This is a genomic window from Mycobacterium pinniadriaticum, from assembly GCF_026242045.1.
GTDB lineage: Bacteria > Actinomycetota > Actinomycetes > Mycobacteriales > Mycobacteriaceae > Mycobacterium > Mycobacterium pinniadriaticum.
In genome coordinates, this window is record NZ_JAPJDO010000044.1 from 18,825 (window position 1) to 44,397 (window position 25,573).

26 protein-coding genes and 1 pseudogene are annotated in these 25,573 nt (G+C 66.0%); 22 read left to right on the forward strand and 5 right to left on the reverse strand.

The features are described from left to right. Window positions 1-57 precede the first annotated feature (57 nt). The 3 genes from ORI27_RS28530 to cofD are packed head-to-tail and all read right to left on the reverse strand — an operon-like array spanning window position 58 to window position 2,944. Window positions 58-606: an NUDIX hydrolase gene (locus ORI27_RS28530; protein WP_266000505.1), complete on the reverse strand. Its 549-nt coding sequence runs from the start codon at window positions 604-606 to the stop codon at window positions 58-60. Continuing rightward, complete coding sequence (locus tag ORI27_RS28535) at window positions 603-1,946, reverse strand: coenzyme F420-0:L-glutamate ligase (protein ID WP_266000506.1); 1,344 nt, start codon at window positions 1,944-1,946, stop codon at window positions 603-605. Before ORI27_RS28535 ends, ORI27_RS28530 begins: the two co-directional genes overlap by 4 nt. Next, the gene (cofD, locus tag ORI27_RS28540) at window positions 1,943-2,944 is read right to left on the reverse strand and encodes a 2-phospho-L-lactate transferase (RefSeq protein WP_266000507.1); all 1,002 of its coding nucleotides are present in this window, start codon (window positions 2,942-2,944) and stop codon (window positions 1,943-1,945) included. Before cofD ends, ORI27_RS28535 begins: the two co-directional genes overlap by 4 nt. 301 nt (window positions 2,945-3,245) lie before the next feature. On the opposite strand from cofD, the gene ORI27_RS28545 reads away from it, so the two are divergent. Then, complete coding sequence (locus ORI27_RS28545; protein ID WP_407666456.1) at window positions 3,246-3,602, forward strand: WhiB family transcriptional regulator; 357 nt, start codon at window positions 3,246-3,248, stop codon at window positions 3,600-3,602. A 15-nt stretch (window positions 3,603-3,617) separates the two neighbouring features. Here the strand turns inward: ORI27_RS28545 and ORI27_RS28550 are convergent, their stop codons facing one another. Then, on the reverse strand, window positions 3,618-4,040 hold the full coding sequence (locus ORI27_RS28550; RefSeq protein ID WP_266000530.1) for a metallopeptidase family protein: 423 nt from the start codon (window positions 4,038-4,040) through the stop codon (window positions 3,618-3,620). Between the two features lie 162 nt (window positions 4,041-4,202). Here ORI27_RS28550 and ORI27_RS28555 point away from each other — a divergent pair, with 162 nt between their 5' ends. The 21 genes and pseudogenes from ORI27_RS28555 to ORI27_RS28655 all read left to right on the forward strand — a co-directional run bounded on the left by ORI27_RS28555 (window position 4,203) and on the right by ORI27_RS28655 (window position 23,831). Then, on the forward strand, window positions 4,203-4,631 hold the full coding sequence (locus tag ORI27_RS28555) for a DUF3499 domain-containing protein (RefSeq protein ID WP_266000508.1): 429 nt from the start codon (window positions 4,203-4,205) through the stop codon (window positions 4,629-4,631). Between the two features lie 78 nt (window positions 4,632-4,709). Beyond that, complete coding sequence (locus ORI27_RS28560; protein WP_266000509.1) at window positions 4,710-6,098, forward strand: phosphomannomutase/phosphoglucomutase; 1,389 nt, start codon at window positions 4,710-4,712, stop codon at window positions 6,096-6,098. Then, window positions 6,095-7,171, forward strand: a complete 1,077-nt coding sequence (locus ORI27_RS28565; RefSeq protein WP_266000510.1) for a TobH protein — start codon at window positions 6,095-6,097, stop codon at window positions 7,169-7,171. The genes ORI27_RS28560 and ORI27_RS28565 overlap by 4 nt, the downstream gene beginning before the upstream one ends. A 7-nt stretch (window positions 7,172-7,178) precedes the next feature. Further along, window positions 7,179-8,405: a mannose-6-phosphate isomerase, class I gene (gene manA / locus ORI27_RS28570; protein ID WP_266000511.1), complete on the forward strand. Its 1,227-nt coding sequence runs from the start codon at window positions 7,179-7,181 to the stop codon at window positions 8,403-8,405. Between the two features lie 36 nt (window positions 8,406-8,441). Then, a complete protein-coding gene (locus tag ORI27_RS28575; protein ID WP_266000512.1) occupies window positions 8,442-9,362 on the forward strand; it encodes a cation diffusion facilitator family transporter in 921 nt (306 codons plus the stop codon). 151 nt (window positions 9,363-9,513) lie between these two features. Then, window positions 9,514-9,766, forward strand: a pseudogene (locus ORI27_RS33305) (amino acid permease C-terminal domain-containing protein); the annotation flags it as partial. 166 nt (window positions 9,767-9,932) lie between these two features. Then, window positions 9,933-11,093 (forward strand): alkane 1-monooxygenase, encoded by a 1,161-nt coding sequence (locus tag ORI27_RS28585; RefSeq protein WP_266000531.1) that lies wholly within the window; start codon window positions 9,933-9,935, stop codon window positions 11,091-11,093. Next, window positions 11,090-11,263: a rubredoxin gene (locus ORI27_RS28590; RefSeq protein ID WP_266000513.1), complete on the forward strand. Its 174-nt coding sequence runs from the start codon at window positions 11,090-11,092 to the stop codon at window positions 11,261-11,263. Before ORI27_RS28585 ends, ORI27_RS28590 begins: the two co-directional genes overlap by 4 nt. Then, window positions 11,260-11,442, forward strand: coding sequence for a rubredoxin (locus ORI27_RS28595; protein ID WP_266000514.1), 183 nt, complete (start codon window positions 11,260-11,262; stop codon window positions 11,440-11,442). Before ORI27_RS28590 ends, ORI27_RS28595 begins: the two co-directional genes overlap by 4 nt. A 143-nt stretch (window positions 11,443-11,585) precedes the next feature. Beyond that, window positions 11,586-12,128: a TetR family transcriptional regulator gene (locus tag ORI27_RS28600; protein WP_407666459.1), complete on the forward strand. Its 543-nt coding sequence runs from the start codon at window positions 11,586-11,588 to the stop codon at window positions 12,126-12,128. A gap of 106 nt (window positions 12,129-12,234) precedes the next feature. Continuing rightward, window positions 12,235-13,695, forward strand: coding sequence for an adenosylhomocysteinase (gene ahcY / locus ORI27_RS28605; RefSeq protein ID WP_266000515.1), 1,461 nt, complete (start codon window positions 12,235-12,237; stop codon window positions 13,693-13,695). A gap of 35 nt (window positions 13,696-13,730) precedes the next feature. Beyond that, window positions 13,731-14,942 (forward strand): M23 family metallopeptidase, encoded by a 1,212-nt coding sequence (locus tag ORI27_RS28610; protein WP_266000516.1) that lies wholly within the window; start codon window positions 13,731-13,733, stop codon window positions 14,940-14,942. Window positions 14,943-14,962: 20 nt separating this feature from the next. After that, on the forward strand, window positions 14,963-15,592 hold the full coding sequence (locus ORI27_RS28615) for a dTMP kinase (protein ID WP_266000517.1): 630 nt from the start codon (window positions 14,963-14,965) through the stop codon (window positions 15,590-15,592). A 94-nt stretch (window positions 15,593-15,686) separates the two neighbouring features. Next, entirely contained in the window at window positions 15,687-16,373 is a 687-nt protein-coding gene (gene mtrA, locus ORI27_RS28620) for a two-component system response regulator MtrA (protein WP_005140464.1), read from the forward strand. Next, the gene (mtrB, locus tag ORI27_RS28625) at window positions 16,370-18,034 is read left to right on the forward strand and encodes an MtrAB system histidine kinase MtrB (RefSeq protein ID WP_266000518.1); all 1,665 of its coding nucleotides are present in this window, start codon (window positions 16,370-16,372) and stop codon (window positions 18,032-18,034) included. Before mtrA ends, mtrB begins: the two co-directional genes overlap by 4 nt. After that, on the forward strand, window positions 18,031-19,797 hold the full coding sequence (gene lpqB / locus ORI27_RS28630) for an MtrAB system accessory lipoprotein LpqB (protein WP_266000519.1): 1,767 nt from the start codon (window positions 18,031-18,033) through the stop codon (window positions 19,795-19,797). The genes mtrB and lpqB overlap by 4 nt, the downstream gene beginning before the upstream one ends. A gap of 11 nt (window positions 19,798-19,808) precedes the next feature. Next, window positions 19,809-20,339, forward strand: a complete 531-nt coding sequence (locus ORI27_RS28635; protein WP_266000520.1) for a VOC family protein — start codon at window positions 19,809-19,811, stop codon at window positions 20,337-20,339. Window positions 20,340-20,376: 37 nt separating this feature from the next. Next, the gene (locus tag ORI27_RS28640) at window positions 20,377-20,697 is read left to right on the forward strand and encodes a WXG100 family type VII secretion target (protein WP_266000521.1); all 321 of its coding nucleotides are present in this window, start codon (window positions 20,377-20,379) and stop codon (window positions 20,695-20,697) included. After that, window positions 20,690-20,980, forward strand: coding sequence for a WXG100 family type VII secretion target (locus ORI27_RS28645; protein WP_266000522.1), 291 nt, complete (start codon window positions 20,690-20,692; stop codon window positions 20,978-20,980). Before ORI27_RS28640 ends, ORI27_RS28645 begins: the two co-directional genes overlap by 8 nt. A 389-nt stretch (window positions 20,981-21,369) precedes the next feature. Continuing rightward, complete coding sequence (locus tag ORI27_RS28650; protein WP_266000523.1) at window positions 21,370-23,346, forward strand: glycohydrolase toxin TNT-related protein; 1,977 nt, start codon at window positions 21,370-21,372, stop codon at window positions 23,344-23,346. Next, window positions 23,343-23,831: a hypothetical protein gene (locus ORI27_RS28655; RefSeq protein ID WP_266000524.1), complete on the forward strand. Its 489-nt coding sequence runs from the start codon at window positions 23,343-23,345 to the stop codon at window positions 23,829-23,831. The genes ORI27_RS28650 and ORI27_RS28655 overlap by 4 nt, the downstream gene beginning before the upstream one ends. Before the next feature lie 371 nt (window positions 23,832-24,202). On the opposite strand, the gene ORI27_RS28660 is transcribed toward ORI27_RS28655, so the two are convergent. Beyond that, window positions 24,203-25,444: an HNH endonuclease signature motif containing protein gene (locus ORI27_RS28660; RefSeq protein WP_266074031.1), complete on the reverse strand. Its 1,242-nt coding sequence runs from the start codon at window positions 25,442-25,444 to the stop codon at window positions 24,203-24,205. Window positions 25,445-25,573: the final 129 nt, after the last annotated feature.

Here is a 25,573-nt window from a genome sequence, read left to right on the forward strand (position 1 = left end):
CACCTATGACACGGCTTTCGCTCTCGAACGTGTCATAACCAGCCACTCGGCGCGTGGTCAGGAGCGCGAGCGGCCGACCGCCACCAAGTGTGCCACTGCGGCGTCGATGCCCTGGGGCAGCTCGTCGACCGGCCACCATCGCAGATCCAGTGATTCGTCACTGATCGCGATGACGGCATCCGCCGGCGCCCGCGCGATGAACTGCAGATCCAGATGCCGGGTCGGCACCCCCAGCGAGCAGGTGAGGGCGTGGACGTGGATGGCGCCCAACTCCGCATCGACGCGCAGGCCGTCGATCCCGGATTCCTCGGTGGCCTCGCGCATCGCCGCGGCGACGATGTCGGTATCGGTGGGCTCGCAGTGTCCACCGAGCTGCACCCAGCGCCCCAACCGCGGGTGAAGGGTGAGCAACACGTCGTCGCCGGACTCGGCAACCACCAAGGCGGAGGCGGTGATGTGGCCGGGGACGCAGGCACGCTCGCAGGCGTCGGTGCGCGCGTACAGAAACGCCAGAACAGCCTGTCGCAACGCGTCCTGGCCGGCGTCGGGCGCATCCCACCCGGCCAACAGCTCGATCGCCGAATCGCGGACAGTCGATGGTGTCATTTGCGCACCAGCAGATCGCCGACCGGTACTGGGTCGCGGGGTTGTGGCGGCTCGACCGGATAGCCGATCGCGATAGCGCCCAGCGGCTCCCAATCCGTTGGTAGGTGGAGGGTTTCGCGGACCAGCCCGGCCGCGAAGATGGTCGAGCCGATCCAGCAGCTGCCCACACCGCGGACCGCGAGCGCGACCAGCAGTGCCTGCACCGCCGCGCCGGCCGCGACGGTGAACATGGTGTGCTCGGCCGCGGTGCGGGCGGGGTCGGGGTAATCGTGGGCTCCGTCGGGTACCAGGAACGGGATCACGACCTCCGGTGCTTCATAGAGGATCTGTCCGCGGCTGAGGCGTCGCTCGACTGCATCGGCCGACTTGCCGTCGGCGGTCAGGTCGGCACGCCACGCGTCCTTCATCCGGTCGAGCAGGACGGCGCGAAGGTCGTGATCGGCCAGCCAGACGAACCGTACCGGCCGAGTGTGGTGCGGAGCCGGGGCGGTGAGTGCCTCGGCGACCGCGTCCTCGATGAGTCCGGCGTCGACGGGCCCGGCCGCGAAGTGGCGTACCGAGCGCCGCATCAGCTGGGCCTGGCGGCGGCCGAGGTCGATCGACTCGGCGGTGCCCAGCCAGAACAGGTCGTCTTCGCCGCCGCGTAAGAGTCGCGCGGCAGTGGAGCCGTCATCGTCCAGTTCGAGGCCGCGCACGACCGCAACGGGCACCGCGGTCAGCTTGCCCTTGACAAGGTCGGCCGCGGCCGCGATTTCGTCGGCCACGGCCACCTCGGTGACCACCAGCTCGTTGCCGTGCGGATCGACCGCACCGGCGTAGCCGAACAGCACCGGTAACCCGGATGAGCCGATCGCGGCGTCGGTCTGTCCGTTGCGCCAGGCGCGGCCCATCGTGTCGGTGACGAGCACCGCGACATCGACTCCCAGCCGCTCACGCAGAGAAGTACGTAGGGTGGCGGCGCTGGCGTCGGGATCGACGGGCAGCAGCGCTAATTCGGTTGCTCCGACATTGGAGCCGTCGACGCCGGCTGCGGCCTGCACGATCCCGTTGCGGTTCTCGGTGATGAGCGTGCGGCCCTTGCGTGCCAGCACCCGCACCGCTTCGGTATCGATAAGTCTGCGGCGCAGTGCATCTCGCTCTTCGGGATCGGATGGGGCCGGGACGATGCGACCTTCGCATTTGGAGAGCACCTTGCTGGTGACCACGACGACATCACCGTCGCGCAACCAGGGAGCGGCCGTGGCAACGGCTTCGGCCAGATCATCACCAGGATGGAATTCCGGAAGCCCGGCGACGGGCAGGATTTCGATGCGAGCCGCGCTTCCATGCTCTGGGGTCATAGCGTCACGCCTGCCAGTTCCAGCCCGGCGCGCACCATCTCGGCGGTGGTCGACGGGTCGGACATCAGCAGCGGTATGGGTTCTACCGTCACGCCCGGTATTTCGGCGTGATCGCCCTCGGAGATCAACCAGTAGTCCAAGATTCCGGTCGCCGATCGCGCGCCGTAGTGACGGGCAACGGCGTGGGAGGAGGATTCGACACCGATCACCGACAGGCATTCGTCAGCCATGCCGCGCAACGGCTTTCCACTGATGATGGGGGAGTAGCCGATCACCGGTGCGGGCGTGGATCGCAGCGCAGCGCGGACGCCGGGAATCGCAAGGATCGCGCCGATGCTGACCACCGGGTTCGACGGGGCCAACATCACGACATCGGCGTCGGTGATCGCGTCGACGACACCGGGTCCGGCGGTGGCGGTTTCGGATCCCACGAAGGCGAAGCTGTGGGTGGTCACCCGGGCTCGGTAGCGGACCCACCACTCCTGGAAATGAATGGCCTTGCGGTCGCCGGTGTCAGGATCATCGATCACGACGTGGGTTTCACACCGGTCGTCACTGGCGGGCAGCAGGGTGGCGCCGGGCGTCCAGCGGTGGCACAGCGCCTCGGTCACCGCGGACAGCGGATATCCTGCGCGCAGCATTTGGCTTCTCACCAAATGCGTGGCCAAGTCTCGGTCACCCAAACCGAACCAATCGGGCTGCACCCCGTAGGCGGCCAATTCCTCTTTTGCATTCCACGTCTCGTTGCGATGTCCCCAGCCGCGCTCGGGATCGATGCCACCGCCCAAGGTGTACATGCAGGTGTCGAGGTCCGGGCAGATCCGCACGCCGTGCATCCAGGCGTCGTCGCCGATGTTGACCACGGCCGTCAGCACGTGATCAAGATCGCCTGCGGCCGCTGATATCTGGTCAGTGAACTGGCCGAGTCCGAGCAGCCGCTGCACGCCCAGTAGGAAGCGGGCACCTCCGACGCCGCCCACCAGAACGGTGATCTTCACACCGACCGAGACTAGGCGGTCGGCCCTTTCGACGACGAACGCGGTCACAATCGCGTCACTCCGAAGACACGCCGGAGCATCGACTCGCCGAATTATCCAAGGAAAATGGTATTAATTTCGGTTCTATCGCTTGACCGGGCAGGCGTGGACGTGTCTAATCACATCAGTGTCATTTCCCGGTCGGACCAGCCGGTTTCGGTGTCCCAGACCGCGATTCGACCAAGTGTTCGAATTTAGTTGGGCACACTTCAATAGTGGGCGACACGCGAAAGATCTACGAAACCAGGTGAAGGAGGCGGAAATGTCCTATGAGCATGTAATCGGCGCGATGAGGGCGCCGCAGTCCATTCCCGGCTCGCAGAACATGGGGGTAATGGCACGCGCTCACTTGAGTTTGGTGCCGGAACCGATCATCGAAGCGACACCGGAGATCCCCGAAGAAGACCAGTGGCAGGAGCGCGCACTGTGCGCGCAGACCGACCCTGAAGCGTTTTTCCCTGAAAAGGGTGGTTCCACCCGCGAAGCCAAGCGCATCTGCTTGGGCTGCGAGGTGCGCGATGCGTGCCTTGACTACGCCCTGGCTCACGATGAGCGCTTCGGCATCTGGGGCGGCCTCTCCGAACGGGAGCGTCGCCGCCTCAAGCGTGGCATCATCTAGTTCGATCGATCCGATTCAATCCTCTTCGATGCTGGGGTCGATGACCGACGGTTCGACCCCGAGGTAGGTGGCGACCTGCGCCACCAAGATGTCGTGTAAAAGGTCCGTCAGGTCGACCGAGTCTTTGGCCCGCCGCTCGATCGGCTTGCGAAACAGCACTATTCGGGCTCGCGTGGAGTTACCGCGAGTATCGACCCCGGCCGGGATCAAGCGGGCCAGGGCGATCGGCCCGTCGGCCACCACTTCGGCCGGCCATTGAACACTGTCGGGATCCTTAGGCGCGATGCGCGGAATCTCGTCGACGGCGATGTCCAGACCGGTGAGCCGTTGCTGCCAGCGCCGCTCGATCGGTTCATAGGACTCCAGCACCGCCATGTCGAACCGCTCTGCGCGGCTGCGCCAGCCCGGCACCGTCGGCGGCAGCAATGGCCCCCGCATCTCGCGTCCCCGGCGTGATCCCGGGCCGCCACCGGACCGACCACCTCGCCGGGAGCTGCGGGAATCGGCCACGACAGTGATCGTAACGGTTGGGAATCGGCGGCCTGGTGGCTGCGCGTGTCCGGCGCTCACCTGTGAATGAACCGCGATAGCCTCACGAGCGTGAATGTTCCCCGTCGCTGCTGCCGGCCCGGGTGCCCCCATTATGCGGTGGCGACGCTGACGTTCGTCTACTCCGACTCCACTGCCGTCGTCGGCCCGCTGGCGACCTCTCGTGAACCGCATTCATGGGACCTGTGCGTCGGCCACGCCAACCGCATCACCGCGCCACTCGGCTGGGATCTGGTTCGCCACGCCGGCCCGCTGCCGGAGTACCCGGACGACGACGATCTGATCGCTCTCGCCGACGCGGTCCGGGAGGGCCGCGACGGGCTGTCCGCCCGCTCGCCGGTCGCCGGCTTCTCCGATCCCGGCGGCGCGGCACACGCGCCCGCGACGGGTAGCCCGATGATGCCGTCGGCCGCGAGCCGCCCCGCCACCGCCGGCCGTCGGCGTGGGCACCTGCGGGTACTGCCGGACCCGACGGACTGACGCCGATAGCCGCCCGTACGGGAGCACCGAAACAGATAGGCTGGCGGCCAAGAGTCCCTTTCGGTCAGGAGATCCGCCATGTCCAGGCCCGCTGACGCGGTCCGCCGCGTGATCAAGGCGTACGACGTGCGCGGCCTGGTCGGAAAGGAAATCGACGAGGACTTCGTCTCCGAGGTCGCCGCCGCGTTCGCCCGCCTGATTCGCGCGGAGGGCGGGCAGCGGGTCTCGATCGGTTACGACATGCGCGAGAGTTCGCCCGTGCTGGCCAAAGCGTTCGCCGAGGGGGTGACCGCCCAGGGGCTCGACGTGGTGCGGATCGGCCTGGCCTCGACCGACCAGCTGTACTTCGCATCCGGGTTTCTCGGCTGCGCCGGAGCGATGTTCACCGCCAGCCACAATCCTGCCGCCTACAACGGCATCAAACTGTGTCGCGCCGGGGCGAAACCCGTCGGCGAGGACACCGGGCTGGCGGTGATCCGGGACGAGGTGATCGCCGGCGTCCCCATCTACGACGGCACCCGTGGGCAGATCCACGATCAGGACGTGCTCGCCGACTACGGCGATTTCCTGCGGTCGCTGGTCGACATGGCGGATTTGCGCCCGTTGCGGGTGGCCGTCGACGCGGGCAACGGTATGGCCGGGCACACCACGCCCGCGGTCCTGGGGCCGATCTCGTCGCTGACGGTATTGCCACTGTATTTCGAGCTCGACGGTTCGTTCCCCAACCACGAAGCCAATCCGCTCGAACCGTCCAACCTGGTCGACCTGCAGAAGTTCGTGGTGGACACCGGTGCCGATATCGGCCTGGCATTCGACGGCGATGCCGACCGCTGTTTCGTGGTCGACGAGCGGGGCGAGCCGGTGTCGCCGTCGGCCGTCACCGCACTGGTCGCGGGCCGCGAACTCACCCGGGAGATCGGCGCGACGGTGATCCACAACCTGATCACGTCGCGTGCGGTGCCTGAGCTGGTGATCGAGCGCGGCGGCACACCGGTGCGCTCGCGGGTGGGGCACTCCTACATCAAGGCGTTGATGGCCGACACCGGAGCGATCTTCGGGGGCGAGCATTCCGCGCACTACTATTTCCGGGACTTCTGGGGTGCGGACTCCGGCATGCTGGCCGCCTTGCACGTGCTGGCCGCGCTCGGCGAACAAGACCGGCCGCTGTCAGAACTGATGGCCAGCTACCAGCGCTACGAGGCCTCCGGCGAGATCAACTTCCGGGTGGCCGATGCACCCGCATGTGTGGAATCTGTACTCAAATCCTTTGGCAGTCAAGTTGCTTCGCTGGACCACCTCGACGGCGTCACCGTCGACCTCGGCGAAGGTGCCTGGTTCAACCTGCGAACCTCCAATACCGAGCCGCTGCTGCGTCTCAATGTCGAAGCACGCAGTGCCGACGAGGTCGACGAGATCGTGCGGCGGGTTTCCGAGGACATCGCGGCGCAACCGAACGGCGCGCCGTGAACGCCGCGCACGCCACCATCGACCTCGATGACACCGAGGGTCTGCTGGAGGCCGACCGCGGCGGCTTGTTGCGGTCGGCGGCAATGGCCGGGGCCCAGGTGCGTGCCACCGCTGCCGCGGTCGATGAAGGTGAGCTGGGGCCGGTGGCCGACGGCCACCGGCCGCGGACGGTCATCTGGGTTGCCGGCCGCGGAGCGGCCGAGAGTGCGGGCGCGATGCTGGCGGCCACGCTCAGTGGGGCGGCAGGCCAGCCGATAGTCGTGGCTTCGGAGGTTCCGCCGTGGATCGGACCGCTCGACGTTCTCGTGGTGGCCGGGGACGACGCCGGTGATCCGGCGCTCGTGACCGCGGCGGCCACGGCGGTGCGGCGAGGCGCGCGGGTTGTCGTCGCGGCACCCTATGAGGGACCGCTGCGCGACGCCACCGCCGGGCGCGCGGCGGTGCTGGAACCGCGGTTGTGGGCGCCGGACGAATTCGGACTCAGCCGCTACCTGGCGGCCGGGTTGGCGGTCCTGCAGACCGTCGATTCGGCCTTGCAGACCGATCTTTCGGCCCTCGCCGACGAACTCGACGCCGAGGCGCTGCGCAACAGCGCCAGTCGCGAAGTGTTCACCAACCCGGCGAAGGCGTTGGCCGAGCGGATGTCCGGCCGGGATGTGGTGCTCGCCGGTGACTGTGCGGCCACCCTCGCGCTGGCGCGGCATGCCGCGACGGTCTTGCTGCGGCTGGCCGGCAAGGCCGTGGCCGCGGCCGGGCTGTCCGACGTCCTGGTCGCCTTACGTACCGGGGTGGCAACCCAATTCGGCGATCCGGTAGACACGCTGTTTCATGACGACGAGTTGGATGGTCCGCTGTCCAGAGGCCCGAGAGTGCTGGCGCTGACCCTGGAGGATGAACGCCAGGTCCTGACCGCGCGGATAGGTGGACTGGACGACGTCGATCTGGTCGGGGCCGAGGACATCGGGGAGGCGGGAGCGGCCCCCGCCCCGAGCGGGCGAGCCGAACAACAGCTCGCGACGCTGGCCGTGCGACTGCAGATGGCCGCGGTTTATCTCAGATTGGTGGGGGGATAGCTTCCCAGTGGAATTGCTACGAGGGGCGACACGCACCTACGCGTGGGGATCTCGAACGGCCATAGCCGAATTCACCGGCCGGCCTTCGCCGGCACCGCATCCGGAGGCTGAACTGTGGTTCGGAGCTCATCCGGGGGATCCGGCATGGCTGGAAACGCCGGACGGGGAAGCCTCATTGCTCGATGCCGTGCGGTCCGATCCCGACGGTCAGCTGGGGCCGGCCGTGCGGGGGCGATTCGGTGATGTCCTGCCGTTCATGGTGAAGGTGCTCGCTGCCGAGGAACCATTGTCGTTGCAGGCCCACCCCAGTGCCGAACAGGCTGTCGAGGGTTACGTGCGCGAGGATCGCCTCGACGTTCCGCTGAATTCGCCGATCCGTAACTACCGCGACCGTAACCACAAACCTGAATTGATGGTGGCGCTCAGCGAATTCGACGCACTCGGCGGGTTTCGGCCCGCGGCCCGATCAGTTGAGCTGATGCGCGCGCTGGCGGTATCGGACCTCGATCCGTTCATCGCGCTGCTGTCCGGTCAGCCCGACGCCGACGGCCTGCGGGCCCTGTTCACCACCTGGATCACCGCACCCCAGCCCGACCTGGACGTGTTGATCCCCGCGGTACTCGATGGTGCGGTGGCCTATGTCCGTTCCGGTGCAACGGAATTCGCCGACGAGGCCAAGACGCTGCTCGAGTTGGGAGAGCGTTACCCCGGTGATGCCGGTGTGCTGGCAGCGATGCTGCTCAACCGGATCACCCTCGCCCCGGGTGAGGCGCTCTTCATGCCGGCAGGCAACCTGCACAGCTATATCCACGGCGTGGGCATGGAGATAATGGCCAACTCCGACAACGTGCTTCGCGGTGGATTGACCCCCAAGCACGTCGACGTCCCCGAGCTGCTGCGGGTATTGGATTTCACTCCAGCCGAGGAGGCAGCGCTGCGTGCACCCACTCACCGTGACGGGATCGAGCTGGTCTACGACACCCCGGCGGTGGAGTTCGCCACGTGCGTTCTCATGCTCGACGGGGAGAACCTGGGCCACGAGATCGATGCGCCGTCCCGCCACGAAGGTCCGCAGATCTTGGTCTGCACCGAGGGTTCGGTGGTGGTACGCGCCAAGTCCGATGTGGTGACGCTGGATCGTGGGTCCGCGGCCTGGGTGGCCGCCGACGACGGTCCGATTCGGCTGGAGGCAACCACGCCCTCCAAGCTGTTTCGGGCTACCGTTGGCCTCTGATCATCTGGGTGTATTCGGGCCAAGGAGAACAACGGGATGTCGACCGAGGGCAGCACCAAGGCGATCTTGGCGGCGCTGGCAGCCAACGCGGGGATTGCCGTCGCGAAGTTCGCCGGGTTCCTCGTCACCGGCAGCTCGTCGATGCTGGCCGAGTCGGTGCACTCGGTGGCCGACACGTCCAATCAGGGACTGCTGCTGTTCGGTCAGCGCGAGGCCCGCAGGGAAGCCGACAGCCTGCACCAATTCGGGTACGGCCGTAGCCGCTACTTCTACTCGTTTGTCGTCGCCTTGGTGCTGTTCACGCTCGGCTCGATCTTCGCCATCTACGAGGGCTATCACAAGATCAGTCACCCAGAGCCGCTCACGTCTCCGATTGTGGCGATCGTGATCCTGATGGTGGCAATCGGTTTGGAGTCGTTCAGCTTTCGCACGGCGATGGTGGAATCGCGGCCGTTGAAGGGCGCCAGCAGCTGGTGGCAGTTCATCCGCCGATCGCGGAACCCCGAGCTTCCGGTGGTGCTGCTCGAAGACACCGGCGCACTGATCGGTCTGGCCCTTGCGCTGGCCGGTGTGGGGCTGACGATCCTGACCGGTAACCCGGTGTGGGATGGGGTCGGAACGATTCTGATCGGTGTGCTGCTCGGCATCATCGCGGTGATCCTGATGGTGGAGATGCACAGCCTGCTCATCGGCGAGGGGGCGACCGCTGACGAGTGTCGGGCGATTCGGACCGCGTTGGAGCAGACCGCGAACATCGACCGGGTCATTCATCTACGTACCCAGTACCTCGGTCCGGAAGAGATGCTCGTCGGGGCGAAGATCGCGTTGGGCGCCGAGACCGACCTCGCGACGGTGGCAGCCACGATCGACGCGGCCGAGGCCGCCGTACGTGCGGTCGTGCCCGCGGCCAAGGTCATCTATCTGGAGCCGGATCTGGATCGCGCGCTGGCCCGCTAGCCCGGCGAACCTGTCCCCGTTCATCCCGCCGTCCGAAGGCGGCGAGGGGGCGTCGGGCACCGGGGCGAATCAGTCGGTTTTCTCGATGCTGACCGGTGCGGAGAGCAGTCATTATGGCTGGTACGGCGTGCTGGCCGGCGCGTCCATCGTGGTCTTCGCGTTCATCCTGGTCTCCGCCGGCGTGATCGTTCTGCGCCGCACCCGCCCTGACCTGGAGCGCGGGTTCCGCGCCGCTGGTTCTGCTGCTGCCCGTCCTCTCGATCGCGGCCTGCGGCTGGCTGATGCTCAACCTCACCGGCCTGACCTGGATCAGGTTCATCGTCTCGATGGCCATCGAGGTGGCGTTCTACCTGCTCTACGGCCGTCGCCACTCCGTTCTCGGACAGCGGGAGGCCGCAGCCGCGCCGTGTGATTTACAAATCGATACTGTTTGTCTAGACACCAGACAAATTCATCTCTATAGTCAAGTCATCAATCGACTTGGAGGTAACTGTCGTGACGTCTCACTTGGACACCCCCGCCGCGACCGCGCCGGCCCAATGGCGCGACAAGAAGCGCTACCTGTGGCTGATGGGCCTGATCGCGCCGAGCGCGCTCTTCGTGGTGCTGCCGATCGTCTGGGGTCTCAACCAGCTCGGCTGGACCGCGGCATCGCAGGTGTTCTTCTGGATCGGGCCGATGCTGATCTATGTGCTGCTGCCGTCGCTGGACCTGAAGTTCGGCCGTGACGGGCAGAACCCGCCCGAAGAGGTGATGGAATACCTGGAGAACGACAAGTACTACCGGTATTGCACCTACCTGTTCATCCCGTTCCAGTTCGCCAGCCTGATCTTCGGCGCCTATATGTTCACCGCGTCGGACCTGAGCTGGCTCGGCTATGACGGCTCACTGAGCTGGTTCGCCAAGATCGGGCTGGCGCTGTCGGTGGGCGTGCTCGGCGGTACCGGCATCAACACCGCCCACGAGCTCGGGCACAAGAAGGACTCGCTCGAACGCTGGCTGTCCAAGATCACCCTGGCCCAGACCTTCTACGGCCACTTCTATATCGAGCACAACCGCGGCCACCACGTTCGCGTCGCCACCCCGGAGGATCCGGCGTCGGCACGGTTCGGCGAAACCTTCTGGGAGTTCTTGCCGCGCAGCGTGTTCGGCAGCGCGCGATCGGCGCTGAAGCTCGAAGCCGCGCGTATCCGCCGGCTCGGCAAGAGCCCATGGGACCCCCGTACCTGGCTGGGCAACGACGTCCTCAACGCCTGGCTGATGTCGGTGGTGCTGTTCGGCGTGCTCATCGCGGTGTTCGGCCCCGCGCTGATCCCGTTCGTGATCATCCAGGCGGTGTTCGGTTTCTCTATGCTGGAATCGGTCAACTACCTCGAGCACTACGGCCTGCTGCGCCAGAAGAACGCCAACGGTCGTTACGAGCGCTGCTCGCCGCAACACAGCTGGAACTCCGATCACCTGGTGACCAACCTGTTCCTGTACCACCTGCAGCGGCACAGTGACCATCACGCCAACCCGACCCGGCGGTACCAGACACTGCGCAGCATGGACGAAGCACCCGAATTGCCCAGTGGCTACGCCACATTGATCGGCGTGACGTACCTGCCGTGGGTGTGGCGCCGGATGATGGACCACCGGGTGCTCGAGCACTACAACGGTGACATCACCCGAGTCAACATCGATCCGCGCCGGCGCGCGAAGATCCTGGCCCGGTATGGAGCCTCCGCATGAGCGCCTACAAATGCCCGGTGTGTGACTACGTGTACGACGAGGCCGAAGGTGCTGTCCGGGAAGGGTTTCCGGCCGGCACCGCCTGGTCCGAGGTGCCCGATGACTGGTGCTGCCCGGATTGCGGGGTGCGGGAGAAGGTCGACTTCGAAGAGACAGGTATCAAGGCATGAATGACTACAAGCTCTATCTGTGTGTGCAGTGCGGGTTCGAGTACGACGAGGCCAAGGGCTGGCCGGAGGACGGTATCGCGCCGGGCACCCGGTGGGATGACATCCCCGAGGACTGGAGCTGCCCGGACTGCGGCGCGGCGAAGTCGGACTTTGAGATGGTGGAGGTCGCCCGGCCGTGACCTTCGCCGAGTCGACGATGACGACGCGCCGAGCGTCGGAGGACAAGCGAGGCAATTCGGTTAGTCTCGCGCATGTGAACAGGCCTCGGGTTCCCTATCCGGAGGCCTCCCGCGCGCTGTTGCGGGACTCGGTGCTCGACGCGATGCGTGAAGAGCTGCTGACCAAGGACTGGTCGGCGATCACGCTGGCCGACGTCGCGCGCACCGCCGGAATCAGCCGGCAGACCATCTATAACGAATTCGGCTCGCGGCAGGGCCTGGCGCAGGGCTACGCCCTTCGGCTGGCCGATCGCCTGGTCGACGCGATCGGCGACGCGATCGCCGCCAACGTCGGCAACGTCCTCGCCGCGTTCACCGAGGGATTCCGGCTGTTCTTCACCGAATCGGCCGCCGACCCGCTGGTCATCTCGCTGCTGACTGGTGTCGCCAAACCCGACCTGCTGCAGATGATCACCACCGACAGCGCGCCGATCATCACCCGCGCCTCGACACGGCTCACCGAGTCCTTCATGAACAGCTGGGTCGCTGCCAGCGAAGAGGATGCGGGTGTCCTGGCCCGCGCGATCGTGCGGCTGGCCCTGAGTTATGTCTCGATGCCACCTGAGGCCGACCACGATGTAGCCCTAGACCTGGCCCGATTGATGACGCCGTTCGCCGAACGCTACGGTGTTATCGATATTCCTTAGCTGTCAGAGCGCACCAGGCGCCTGTCCCGCGAGCCCGCAGGCTGAGGGTGTCGCCAACGCGCGTCTGCGCGTCTAAAAGGCAATCGCGAACGAATAGGGGCTCTACATGTCCGAACTGACCGTCGATGTGCGCAACGGCATCGACTTCAAGGTCGCCGATCTGAGTTTGGCCGAGTTCGGCCGCAAGGAGATCCGGCTGGCCGAGCACGAGATGCCCGGATTAATGGCGCTGCGCCGCGAGTACGCCGATGTGCTGCCGCTCAAGGGTGCGCGGATCTCCGGCTCGCTGCACATGACGGTGCAGACCGCGGTTCTCATCGAGACGTTGGTCGCGCTGGGCGCGCAGGTCCGGTGGGCATCGTGCAACATCTTCTCCACCCAGGACCACGCCGCGGCCGCCGTCGTCGTCGGTTCGCACGGCACGCCCGAGGAGCCGACCGGCACCCCGGTGTTCGCCTGGAAGGGCGAGACGCTGGAGGAGTACTGGTGGGCCGCCGAGCAGATGCTGACCTGGGACGGTGAGCCGGCGAACATGATCCTCGACGACGGCGGCGATGCCACGATGCTGGTGCTGCGCGGCGCCCAGTACGAGAAGGCCGGCGTGGTTCCCCCCGCCGAAGAGGGCGACTCGGCCGAGTGGAAGGTCTTCCTGGAGCTGTGCCGCAAGAGCTTCGAGAAGGACAACACCAAGTGGACCAAGATCGCCGAGTCGGTCAAGGGTGTCACCGAGGAGACCACCACGGGTGTGCTGCGCCTGTATCAGTTCGCCGCCGCCGGTGAGCTGGCCTTCCCGGCCATCAACGTCAACGACTCGGTCACCAAGAGCAAGTTCGACAACAAGTACGGCACCCGGCACTCGCTCATCGACGGCATCAACCGTGGCACCGACGTGCTGATCGGCGGCAAGAAGGTGCTGATCTGCGGTTATGGCGACGTGGGCAAGGGCTGCGCGGAGTCGCTGGCCGGGCAGGGCGCCCGCGTGCAGGTCACCGAGATCGACCCGATCAACGCGCTGCAGGCGCTGATGGACGGGTTCGACGTGGTGACCGTGGAGCAGGCCATCGGCGACGCCGACATCGTCGTCACCTCGACCGGCAACAAGGACATCATCACCCTCGAGCACATGAAGGCGATGAAGGACAAGGCCATCCTGGGCAACATCGGCCACTTCGACAACGAGATCGACATGGCGGCCCTGGAGCGCTCGGGCGCCACGCGGCTCAACATCAAACCGCAGGTCGACGAGTGGGTGTTCGGTGAGGACGGCAAGTCGATCATCGTGCTGTCCGAGGGCCGGCTGCTCAATCTCGGCAACGCGACGGGTCACCCGTCGTTCGTGATGAGCAACAGCTTCTCCAACCAGGTGATCGCCCAGATCGAGCTGTGGACCAAGAACGACGAGTACGACAACGAGGTCTACCGGCTGGCCAAGCACCTCGACGAGAAGGTGGCCCGCATCCACGTCGAGGCCCTCGGCGGGACGCTGACCAAGCTCACCAAGGACCAGGCGGAATACATCGGGGTCGACGTCGAGGGTCCGTACAAGCCCGAGCACTACCGCTACTGACACCGCCCGAGTCTGTGCGCAGATCGCGATTTCGCATGAGATCGTGGTCTGTGCGCAGAGTCGGTGGGGCCGTGGCATTGTGTGTGCTGCTTCTGGCGGGTTGTGGCGGTAAGCCCGCCGAATCGGCGTCGAGTCCGTCACCGGCGGCCCCGGCTCAGATGACGCCGTTGATCGGTTCGGTGCCGTTCGCGCCGGTCCCGTTCAAGGGATCCGACGGGCTCGTCCACCTCGTCTACGAATTGTGGGTCACCAACTTCACCAGCGGTGAACTGACGATCCGCGATGTCGCGGTGCTCGACGCCGCCAGCGGCGGCCAGATCGGGGACCGCGATGCCGCGTCGCTGCAGCACCGGGTGTATCCCGCAGGTGCCCGGCAGGCGACCAATGTGCTGCAACCCGGGCAGGCGGCAACGGTTTTCATGCACGTACCGCTCGCCGGCGAAGAGAATGTGCCACAACAGCTCACTCATCGGGTCGAGGTGACCGCGGCCGCACTGCCGCCGACCAGCCGGCAGCAGACCGAAGAGCTCGCGCCCACGAAGGTCGATCGGCGCACGTTGCCGGTGCTGTCGGCGCCGCTGCTGGGGGAGCGCTACGTCGGTGCCGACGGCTGCTGTGACGCCCCTCGGCACACCCGTGCGGTGCTGCCGATCAACGGTCAGCTGTATCTCGCCCAGCGGTATGCCGTCGACTTCGAGCAGGCCGACGAGCGGAACCGCATTTTCATCGGCGACCCGAAGAATCCCGAGAGTTACCGGATCTTCGGCCAGCAGGTCCACGCCGTCGCCGACGGCACCGTCGTCGGCACCCGCAATGATCTGCCCGAGCAGACCCCGGGGACCTACCCGGCGAACATCCCGATCGACGAGGCCGACGGTAACTTCGTCGTCCTCGACATCGGCAACGGCTTCTTTGTCAACTATGCCCACATGCAGCCCGGCAGTGTGCGCCCCAAGCTGGGGGACAAGGTCAACCGGGGCGACGTGATCGGTTTGGTCGGAAACTCCGGAAACTCGGTGGCTCCGCATCTGCATCTGCACGTCATGGACGGGCCGTCTCCGCTTGCAGCACAAGGACTTCCGTACTTGTACGACAAATTCACCACCACCGGCCAGGTCGCCAGCACCGGGGCTTTCGACGAGTCGGAAGCCACCGGAGTGCCCCTGGTCTTGGTGCCTGACGCCGCGCGCGCCGACCACACCGACGAGATGGTGCTCGACCAGAACCTGGTCACCTTCACCCGCTGACCGGCGGTTAGGCTGCCCGCGTGCTCATCGTCATCGAAGGACTGGACGGGGCCGGCAAGCGGACGCTGACGGTCGGCCTGCAGCGCGCGTTCGAGGCCGACGGCCGGTCGGTGGCCACCCTGGCCTTCCCGCGCTACGGCCAGTCGATCACCGCCGACCTGGCCAGTGAGGCGCTGCACGGCGGGCACGGCGACCTGGCGTCGTCGGTCTACGCGATGGCGACCCTGTTCGCCCTGGACCGGGCCGGGGCCATCGACCAGATCGCCGCGCTGCGCCGCGAGCACGATGTCGTCATCCTGGATCGCTACGTCGCCAGCAACGCCGCCTACAGTGCGGCCCGCCTGCACCAGGACGCCGCCGGCGAGGTGGTGTCGTGGGTCGGGGAACTCGAATACGGACGGTTCGGCCTGCCGCGTCCGGATCGGCAAATCCTGCTCGATGCCTCGGTCGAATTGGCGGCCCGGCGCGCCAGGCAGCGTGCCGAGCAGGAGGCCGACCGCGCCCGCGACGCCTACGAGCGGGACGACGGACTGCAGCGCCGGACCGGCGCGGTGTACGCCGAACTGGGGGCCGCCAACTGGGGCGGACCGTGGTCGATCGTCGCTCCGGACGTCGATCCGGCCGATTTGGCCGATTCGGTCACCGGCTAGCGGCCTCGCCGGTCCGGCACGGCGAGGCGCACGCAGCGGAAATGTCGCAACTCGCCCGTGTGGTAGCCGGGGTTTGTCCCAATTCGGTGACACCATGGACAACATGAGGCAAAGGATTCTCGTAGTCGACGACGACCCATCGCTGGCCGAGATGCTCACCATCGTGTTGCGTGGCGAGGGTTTCGACACCGCGGTCATCGGCGACGGTTCGCAAGCGCTGACGGCGGTGCGTGAGCTGCGTCCCGATCTGGTGCTGCTGGACCTCATGCTGCCCGGCATGAACGGCATCGACGTGTGCCGAGTGCTGCGCGCGGACTCCGGCGTGCCGATCGTCATGCTGACCGCCAAGACCGACACGGTGGACGTGGTGCTGGGCCTGGAGTCCGGTGCCGACGACTACGTGATGAAACCGTTCAAACCCAAGGAACTGGTGGCACGCGTCCGCGCCAGGCTGCGGCGCAACGAGGACGAGCCGGCCGAGATGCTGTCGATCGCCGACATCGACATCGACGTTCCGGCCCACAAGGTCACCCGCGAGGGTGAGCAGATTTCGCTGACGCCGCTGGAGTTCGACCTGTTGGTGGCGCTGGCACGTAAACCGCGGCAGGTGTTTACTCGTGATGTGCTGCTCGAACAGGTGTGGGGATATCGACACCCCGCGGACACCCGTTTGGTGAACGTGCATGTCCAGCGGTTGCGGGCGAAGGTCGAGAAGGACCCGGAGAACCCGCAGGTGGTACTGACCGTTCGAGGAGTGGGTTACAAGGCCGGACCGCCGTGATCCGGGCGCGCGTTCGTGGCCCGTGGGGACGCTCTGGTCCCCTGGTGCGGGGCACGAGCGCGCTGAGTCGAGCGCTGGGGCTGATCTGGCGCCGCTCTCTGCAATTGCGGGTGGTTGTGCTGACGCTGGGCTTGTCGGCGGCGGTCATTCTCGTGCTCGGCTTCGTGCTCACCAGCCAGATCACCAACCGGGTGCTCGACGTCAAGGTCCACGCGGCGACCGAGGAGTTGGACCGGGCCCGCAACACCGTCAGCGGCACCGTCAGCGGTGAAGAGGCCCGCTCACTGGACAGCAGCCTGCAGTTGGCCCGCAACACGTTGATCTCCAAAACCGGTCAGTCCTCGGGTGCGGCGCTGGCCGGCACGTTCGACGCGGTGCTGGTGGTCCCCGGCGACGGCCCGCGGGCGGCGACGGCGGCCGGGCCGGTGGACCAGATTCCCAAATCGCTGCGTGACTTCGTCAAGGCGGGCCAGGTCAGCTATCAGTATTCGACCGTGCACACCGACAGCTTCGCCGGTCCGGCGTTGCTGATCGGCACGCCGACTCCGTCGCGGGTGCCCAACCTCGAGCTGTACCTGATCTTCCCCCTCAACAGCGAGGAGAACACGATCACCACGGTGCGCGGCACCATGGCCACCGGCGGGCTGGTGCTGCTGGTCCTGCTGGCCGGGATCGCGCTGCTGGTCTCACGGCAGGTGGTCCTGCCGGTGCGCTCGGCATCGCGCATCGCCGAACGCTTTGCCGAGGGCTATCTCTCGGAGCGGATGCCGGTGCGCGGTGAGGACGACATGGCCCGGCTGGCGGTGTCGTTCAACGACATGGCCGAAAGCCTGCAGCGCCAGATCACCCAGCTCGAGGAATTCGGCAACCTTCAGCGCAGGTTCACCTCCGACGTCAGCCACGAGCTGCGCACCCCGCTGACCACGGTGCGCATGGCGGCTGACCTCATCCACGACCATTCCGAGGAGCTGGATCCGGCGCTGCGTCGCTCGACCGAACTGATGGTCAACGAACTCGACCGATTCGAGACGCTGCTCAACGATCTGCTCGAGATTTCCCGCCACGACGCCGGTGTCGCCGAGCTGTCGGTTGAGGCGGTCGACCTGCGCTCGACGGTCAACAGCGCGTTGGGCAATGTCGGCCATCTGGCCGACGAGGCCGGCATCGAGTTGATGGTCAATCTGCCCGATCACGAGGTGATCGCCGAGGTCGACGCCCGCCGGGTGGAGCGCATCCTGCGCAACCTGATCGCCAACGCGATCGACCACGCCGAGCACAAGCCGGTGCGGATCCGGATGGCGGCCGACGAGGACACCGTCGCCGTCACCGTCCGTGATTACGGTGTGGGACTGCGGCCAGGTGAGGAGAAGCTGGTGTTCAGCCGGTTCTGGCGCTCGGATCCCTCCCGCGTGCGCCGCTCCGGGGGCACCGGGCTCGGCCTGGCGATCAGCATCGAGGACGCCCGGCTGCACCAGGGCCGTCTGGAAGCCTGGGGCGAACCCGGCAAGGGGGCCTGCTTCCGGTTGACGTTGCCGTTGGTGCGCGGCCACAAGGTGACCACGAGCCCGTTGCCGCTGAAACCGGATGCGGCCGAACGCCATGATGGCCGCAAGGAACAACGCCAGGTGCGGCAGCGTGAGCCGGCCGGGGAGAGCGTGTGAGACGCCGGCTGCTGGTCCTTCTGATTGCCGGGCTGGTCGCGATGCTGACGGGCGGATGCGCCGGAGTGCCGAATTCCTCGGCACCGCAGGCCATCGGAACGGTCGAGCGGCAGCAGCCGAAGGCCCTACCCAAGCCGACTCCCGGCATGGATCCCGACCAGTTGCTGCGCGAATTCCTCAAGGCCACCGCTGATCCGGCGAACCGGCATCTGGCGGCCCGTCAGTTCCTCACCGGCTCGGCGTCCGACAGCTGGGACGACCAGGGCAGTGCGCTGCTGATCGACAACGTCGTGTTCGTCGAAACCCGAACTCCGGACCGGGTTTCGGTCAGTATGAAGGCGGATATCCTCGGCTCGCTTTCCGATATCGGTGTCTTCGAGACCGCCGAAGGACGGCTGCCCGACCCCGGCGAGATCGAGTTGGTGCGGACCCCGGACGGATGGCGTATCAACAAGCTGCCCAACGGGGTATTCCTGGACTGGCAACAGTTCCAGGCCACCTACAAACGGAACACGTTGTACTTCGTCGACCCGACGGGAAAGACCGTCGTTCCGGATCCGCGCTATGTGGCGGTGTCGGACCCCGACCAGCTGGCCACCGAATTGGTCTCCAAGCTGATCGCCGGCCCTCGGCCGGAGATGACTCGGACCGTGCGAAACCTGCTGGAGCAGGTGAAAATGATCGGCCCGGTGACGCGCGCCGACGGCGGTAAGACGGGTATCGGACGCGGCTACGGAGGAGCGCGGATCGACCTGGAGAATCTCACCACCACAGACCCGCACAGTCGGCAACTACTTGCTGCCCAACTCATCTGGACGTTGGCGCGCGCCGACATCAAGGGTCCCTATGTGATCAACGCCGATGGCGCCGCTCTCGACGATCGATTCGCCGATGGCTGGAACACCACCGATGTCGCGGCCACCGACCCGGGTGCGGTCGACGGCGCCTCGGCCGGCGTTCATGCGCTGATCGGCGGGACGATGGTGTCGCTGGATGGACAGCGGGCCGCCCCGGTACCCGGATCGTTCGGCCAGATGCCGGCACAGGTGTCCGCTGCGCTGTCGCGGACCGGCCAGGACATCGCGTCGGTGACCGTGCAACGACCCGGCGCACCGGACATGGTGTCCTCGCTGTGGATCGGCCCGAGCGGCGGGGCGGCGGCGAAGGCCACCGACGCACGATCCCTGACCCGGCCCTCGTGGGCGTTGGACGACGCGGTGTGGGTCGTGGTGGACGGCAACAGCGTGGTGCGGGTGATCCAGGAGGAAGCCTCCGGCCAGCCCGCGCGAATCCCGGTGAACGCCGCCGCGGTGACGTCCCGATTCCCCGGCGCGATAACCGAATTGCAGCTGTCCAGGGACAGCACTCGGGCGGTGATGGTGATCAACGGCCAGGTAGTGCTGGCCGGTGTGGAGCAGACGCCGGCCGGCGAGTTCTCGCTGACCTACCCCCGTCGGCTCGGTTTCGGGCTGGGCTCCTCGGTGGTGTCGCTGTCGTGGCGTACCGGCGACGACATCGTCGTGACCCGCACCGACGCGGCTCATCCGGTGTCGTATGTGAATCTTGACGGCGTGAACTCCGACGGGCCCAACAGCAATATCGTGATGCCGGTTTCGGTGGTGGCGGCCAACCCGGCCGCGGTCTACGTGTCGGACGCACGCGGGGTGCTGCAACTGTCGGGCACCAACGCCGAGAACAGTAAATCCTGGTCGGATGTGCGACCTTTCCTGACGCCCGGCGCTGTGCCGGTGCTCCCCGGCTGAGAGGAAACCTGGTGTCTGGACCTGTGCTGCCCGGCGTGATTCGTCAAATCGGTTACATCGTGCAGGATTTCGACAAGGCACTGGCCGACTGGCTGGAACTGGGTGTCGGCCCGTGGTTCGTGCTCCGCGGCATCACGCAGACTGGTGTGTATCGCGGTGAACCGTGCACGGTGACGCTGACACTCGGGCTGGCCAACAGCGGCGACCTGCAGATCGAGGTCATTCACCAGGACAATGACGCGCCGTCGATCTACTCCGAATTCACCTCGGCCGGCGGTGACGGATTTCATCAGCTGGCCTATTGGGCTGAAGATTTCGACGCCGCGCTGGCGGCCGGCCAGGCCGCGGGATGGCCGGTGGTGTGGTCGGGCGGGGAGCCGGGCACCGCTCGCTACGCCTACTTCGAACCGCCTGCAGGGACAGCGGCGACCATCATCGAGCTGATGGAGCTTACGCCGGCGACGATCGGGATGGGTGAACTGGTGCGCTCGGCCGCAGTGGACTGGGACGGGAGCGAGCCCATTCGGACGTTGTTCGGGTGAATTGTCGGATTTTCGTCAAGTCAGTAGCGTTTGCTCTGTGAGTGGAATTGGCGACGGCGGTGTCTTGAATGTGGACCCTGCAGTCCTGCGGGCCGCTTGTGAGGCGTTGACCGCTGGCGCTCAGCATCTGCAAGCGGGCTTGCGCGATCTCGACACTGAAGCCCAGCAGGTGCTGGGCACGTGGGAGGGGGCGGCCGGTGGTTCGTTCTCGGCGGCGTGGCGGCAGTGGCATGGCGGTTCGCTGAGGGTCCAGCAGGCGTTGGCTGCGATCGCCGAACGGCTTGGTCAGGCGGGGCAGACGTTTGCTGCCAACGAGCAAGCCTCGGCGACGGAGCTGGGGGGTATTCACCGTGGCTGACGCATTCGCTGTCGACTTGGACCGGCTCGCCGACATCGTTGATCGGATGGCCGCATACCAGGCGGTGGTCGACGCCATGTTGGAGGAGTGTGACGCCGTAGTCGCGAATCTTCATGCGCAGTGGGAAGGCGTGGCCAGTGAGGCCCACGATGCCGTCCACAAGCAGTGGAAGGAGGGCGCCGACATGATGCGGAACGCGTTGGCGCAGCTGCGCTCGGCGGGTGCGCATGCCCATACCGCCTATGGCGGCGCGATCGAGGCGAATCTGAAAATCTGGGGCTGACAGTCATGGGTGAGCCGCTGCGTGTGGATCCCGCGGGACTGTCGGGCGCAGACGCTGCGGTCGCCGGAGTCAGTGAGGGGCTGACCGCAGCGGTCGGTGCGCTGACCGGGTCATACAATGCCAATACTGGCCAAGATGCGGCGGGAACCGCCTTCGGATTCGCCTATCAGGACTCGGCGAGCGCGCTGGCCGACGGTGTCGCCAAGGGAGCCAACGCATTACGCCACATCGGTTTCCTGATCCAGGGGTCGGCAACCAACTACTCTCGCGCCGAGGCCGCCGCCGACATTGGGGGTGGTTCCTCGCCACTACCGGCGCCGGTCGATCCGGCGAAGTACTCAACGCCGGGCGGTGATCCCGATGTCAACGGGCCCGGTCAGACTCCGCCCGTGCTGTGGTATCTGGTCGAGTTCCTCGTCGGCGATTGGTGGCCCAACGGCGAGCCGAGCGAGCTGCGTGCGGCAGCCGCCGCGTGGAATGCTTTGGCCGCGCAGCTTTACCGTGTGACCGGGGAGAACGCCGGGCCTTACGCGGTGATCGATGCCCAGCAGATGCCCGACAAGGAGCCGATGAAGACGGCGGTGCGTGATGTCGGCACCGCGATGTCGTCGCTGGCCGGCGAGGCGCAACGGCTTGGCGCCGAGCTGAGCAGCTTTGCCACCGACGTCGAAACCACGCAGAACGCGATCCGTGACCTTCTGCACAAGCTCAGTTCGGTGGTGGGGTCAGTCGCCGACCGCGGCATCTTGGGCACCGTATTCGAGTTGATCACCGGCGACGCCGAGGAGAAGATCCAAGAGGTTGCCAACGACATCAAAGCTGTCATGGCCAACCACAGGCGCCAGTCGGCCGCACGCAAGGAACTTCTGGCGCAGCTGGCTAGTAGCATCAAGAATTACACGCGCGCAATAGAAATCATCACACGGGTGGAGCTCGTCAACTACCTCGGCGAGGATGCCGGGCGGATCGTGGCCAACGTCGGTGACGCACTCACCGATACGAGTGTTGGTCTCGCTGTCGGCGGGATCAACACGGTGGGGATCGTGACGGGATTCGATCCCGTCGGCGACCCGCAGGGTACGTGGGCCATGATCGAAGGCTTGAACAAGATGGCCGAGACCTTCAATCCGATGACTGCTCCCACTGCGTTCGCGATGGATCCGAAAGGTTCCGTCGACATGCTCAAGAATGTCACGCATTTCGACGACATCTTCACCAGCAACCGGCCGTTCATCGGGGTTGGCGAGTTGGGCTTCGACATCGGCACGGCCGTCATTCCAGGTGGGGCAGGTGTCAAGGCTGCCGGTGGCGCGCGGGCGGCCGAGGGGGCCGCCGCACGCGCGGAGATCACGTCGACCGAACGGGCTGCTGGTGAGGCTGCTGAGATTGCTTCGGCGACTACGGGATTGCGCGGCGTCTCGCGTGACGTGGAGAGCGTCACTTCCAAGCTCGACGACCTGAACAAGACGGGCCTTGACGGCGGGAAGCCGCCGTCCGGAAGCCCCGGCCTGTTGCCGAAGGCGTTCGAGCCGCCGACGCCGCCGGTCACCCGCCACCCTGGTCCTTCGGATGCGCCGGGTGCACCCACGTCAGCGCCGGCGCCAAAGGCTGAAGTCCCCTCTGCGCCCGCGGGTTCCGAGGTAGCTGCGCCGAGCGGTGGCAGATCTGGTCCGAGCGCTCCGTCGGACCCGCCGTCGACGGCGCCTGGGACGGGTACGTCCGGCGTGAACCATCCCGGCGCGATGCCGCATGACAGCGGCGGTGGTCCACACGACGCCGGAATCCCTCACGATGGTGGTGGTGTGCATGGCGGCGGCGCCAAGGTCGAAGACGGGAGCGGCGCTCCTCACGACGGTGGAACTGGTGTGCATGACGGCGGTGTTAGTGACAGCCCCAACCCAGGGCCGCACCCGCTGCCGCCGGACTCGCCATTGTTCGACGGCTACGTCCCTCACGATCCTGGTCCTGAGTTCACCGATGCCGATGGGAACCTCATCTATCCGGACGATACCGATCCGGCGAAACCCTATGCCGCGCCCGGTAGCGTTGTGTCGCACGTCGATTTAGCACGAGGAACTCTCATGGATCGCTTCGGTTTCCCAGGTGGTGCCTGGCTATCGCCAGACGGCACCCTGTTTTCATTTCGGGGCTTGCCTCACGAGAGCGCACTGAAGCCGTACTTTCAGTATGTGGTCGACGACCCAACGAAACTGCCGCCCGGCTGGTCTATTGAACAATCAACGGTGGCGCCGTGGTTCCATCAGCCCGGTGGTGGCGTGCAGTACCGCATCATTGCTCCCGAGGGCGAGCGCCCCTCGGTCCAGACCCTGCTGGACTGGGGTTACCTAAAAGAGGTGCATACATGACGACCGACTTCTCAGATCTCGCGGCATCTTGGCAGTTATGGGCCGGCCGAGCGGGAATGACGGATGCAACTGTGGAGGGCGGCGAAGGTGGAGAGAGCATCCTCTTCAAGTCAGATGACGAAGCCTATGAGCTTCGCCACGACGATGGTTGGTGGGTGATAGACGAAATCGATGATCGGGGAAGGCGGTACACCGATACGGCTCGCTTCTCGACCATTACTTTGGCCCACAAGTTCCTCGTATGGCGGTGGGCATCGACAACTCGTACGGCACTTGGTGCCAAGCAGCTAGGTCCGTACTTTCACTCATTGGGGATGAATCAGGACGTCGATCCGGTCCCCGCCGCTCGCACGAATTTCGTTGAGTTGCATCTTGCCGATGGCGTGGCCGTTCTACCGACATCCAACGCTGCTATGTTCAGCCACATTCTGGAGTTGCCCATGAGTGGGATTGCCGAGATCGTCGGTGAAGGCCTTCGATATTGATCGGGCAACACCCAACCCGACGCGTGGTATTTCCCCTATGAATCAGCATGGTCAAGCCTTTCGGCGGGTGTGCTCGAACTTGCCAAGTCTCAGCAAACGGCGTGGCTATATTGACCCAGCGGGCCTCACTTGCGTGGTGTCCGCAGCCAAAACCGACTTCGCATTGCGCAATCCAAACGACGAGGACTGAAGGGTGCGACGGTCGACCTGGCATTCGGCAGGTGTCGACCGACGTGCTGTGCTCGACTTGCTACCGCAGGATGGCCCACTGCTGCTCGGCGTGGACGAGACGTCATAGCGCGGGGGGAGGGGTTTCCCTATGCTCCAATAGATTCCGCAGCGGTGCCGTGAAGCTCCCGCCGCCACACAACCTAATTCTTCGTTGGTGGTGGTTGTGGTTCGTAGGGGTGGTACCACTTCCATTGGGCGCGTTCGCCGGTCGGCCCGGGACACGGTGGAACCTTCGGTGGTGGATGATTCGGTGGGCGTGCGAGTGATCCTGCGGTGAGGGGCTGGCCGTCACGGTCGATGACAGTCAGGTGATCGGCGGGGCCGGTGATGGTGATCTCGCCGCGGTGGTGTTCTCGGTGGTGATACGGGCAGAGCAGCACGAGGTTGGATAGTTCGGTGGGTCCGCCGTCTTCCCAATGCGCGATGTGGTGGGCGTGCAATCCCCGAGTGGCGTTGCAGCCCGGCACGGCGCAGGTGAGGTCGCGGTGTTCCAATGCGCGACGCAGCCGTCGGCTGATGGTGCGGATGGTGCGGCCGGCACCGATGGGTTGGCCGTCGCGTTCGAACCAGACTTCACAGGTGGCATCACAGGTCAGGTATTGGCGGTCGCCGTCGCTGAGCAGCGGGCCCAGATGCAGGGCGGCAACCCGGTCTTTGATGTCGAGGTGCACGACGACGGTGGTGCGTTGCCCGTGCGGGCGGCGCGCGACGTCGGAATCCCAGCCGGCCTCGACTAGCCTCATGAACGCATCAGTGGTGTTCGGCAACGGCGGCGCATTATCGGAGCCACCGGTGTCGTGGTCGGTCTTCCACTCGGCGATCAGCGCATCGCGATGTGACTGCAAGGCGGCCTCGACGGTAGCGGCTTCCTGGTGGGGCAGGGTGATCTTCCAACTGGTCGTCTCGGCGTCGGAGGTTTTGGTCACCGAGCGTTTCGGCTCCAGCCAGGGCTCGGGTGTGGGTCGCGGCGCCAACTTGATGGCCTTGCGTAACTGACTGACCGTGGCGACCGAGGCCAATTGTGCGTAGTGCTCATCAGAACCGTCGGCAGCCCGTTCGGCGATCACCCCGACCTGATCCACCGACAACCGGCCCTCCTGCAAAGCCTCGACGCAGCGGGGAAATTCCTCCATGCGGTGCGCGACCGCCGAAATCGCTTCAGCATTGTTCTGGGAGATCCCCAACTTCCAGGCCACCAACGCCGGAATCGAGCGTGCGCCGGTAGCACCCCAGATCCCGTCGTGATCGATCTCGGCGACAATCTCTACGATCCGGCCATCGATCGCATTACGCTGACCCGCCAATTCCGCCAATTCCTCGAACAACTCCGCAAGACGCTCCTTCGGGCTGATCGCCACCGGAAGCTCCGCCGTCGAGGACATAACCCCATCAAAGCACCAGGGTCCGACATTTAGATTTTGTGTGAGTCCACGGGCAGGTCCGAGGGTCCGACTGGGACACGTGGTGATTCCTGGAATCTGAGCGGCCTCCCGTGGACTTCGGTGTCTGGT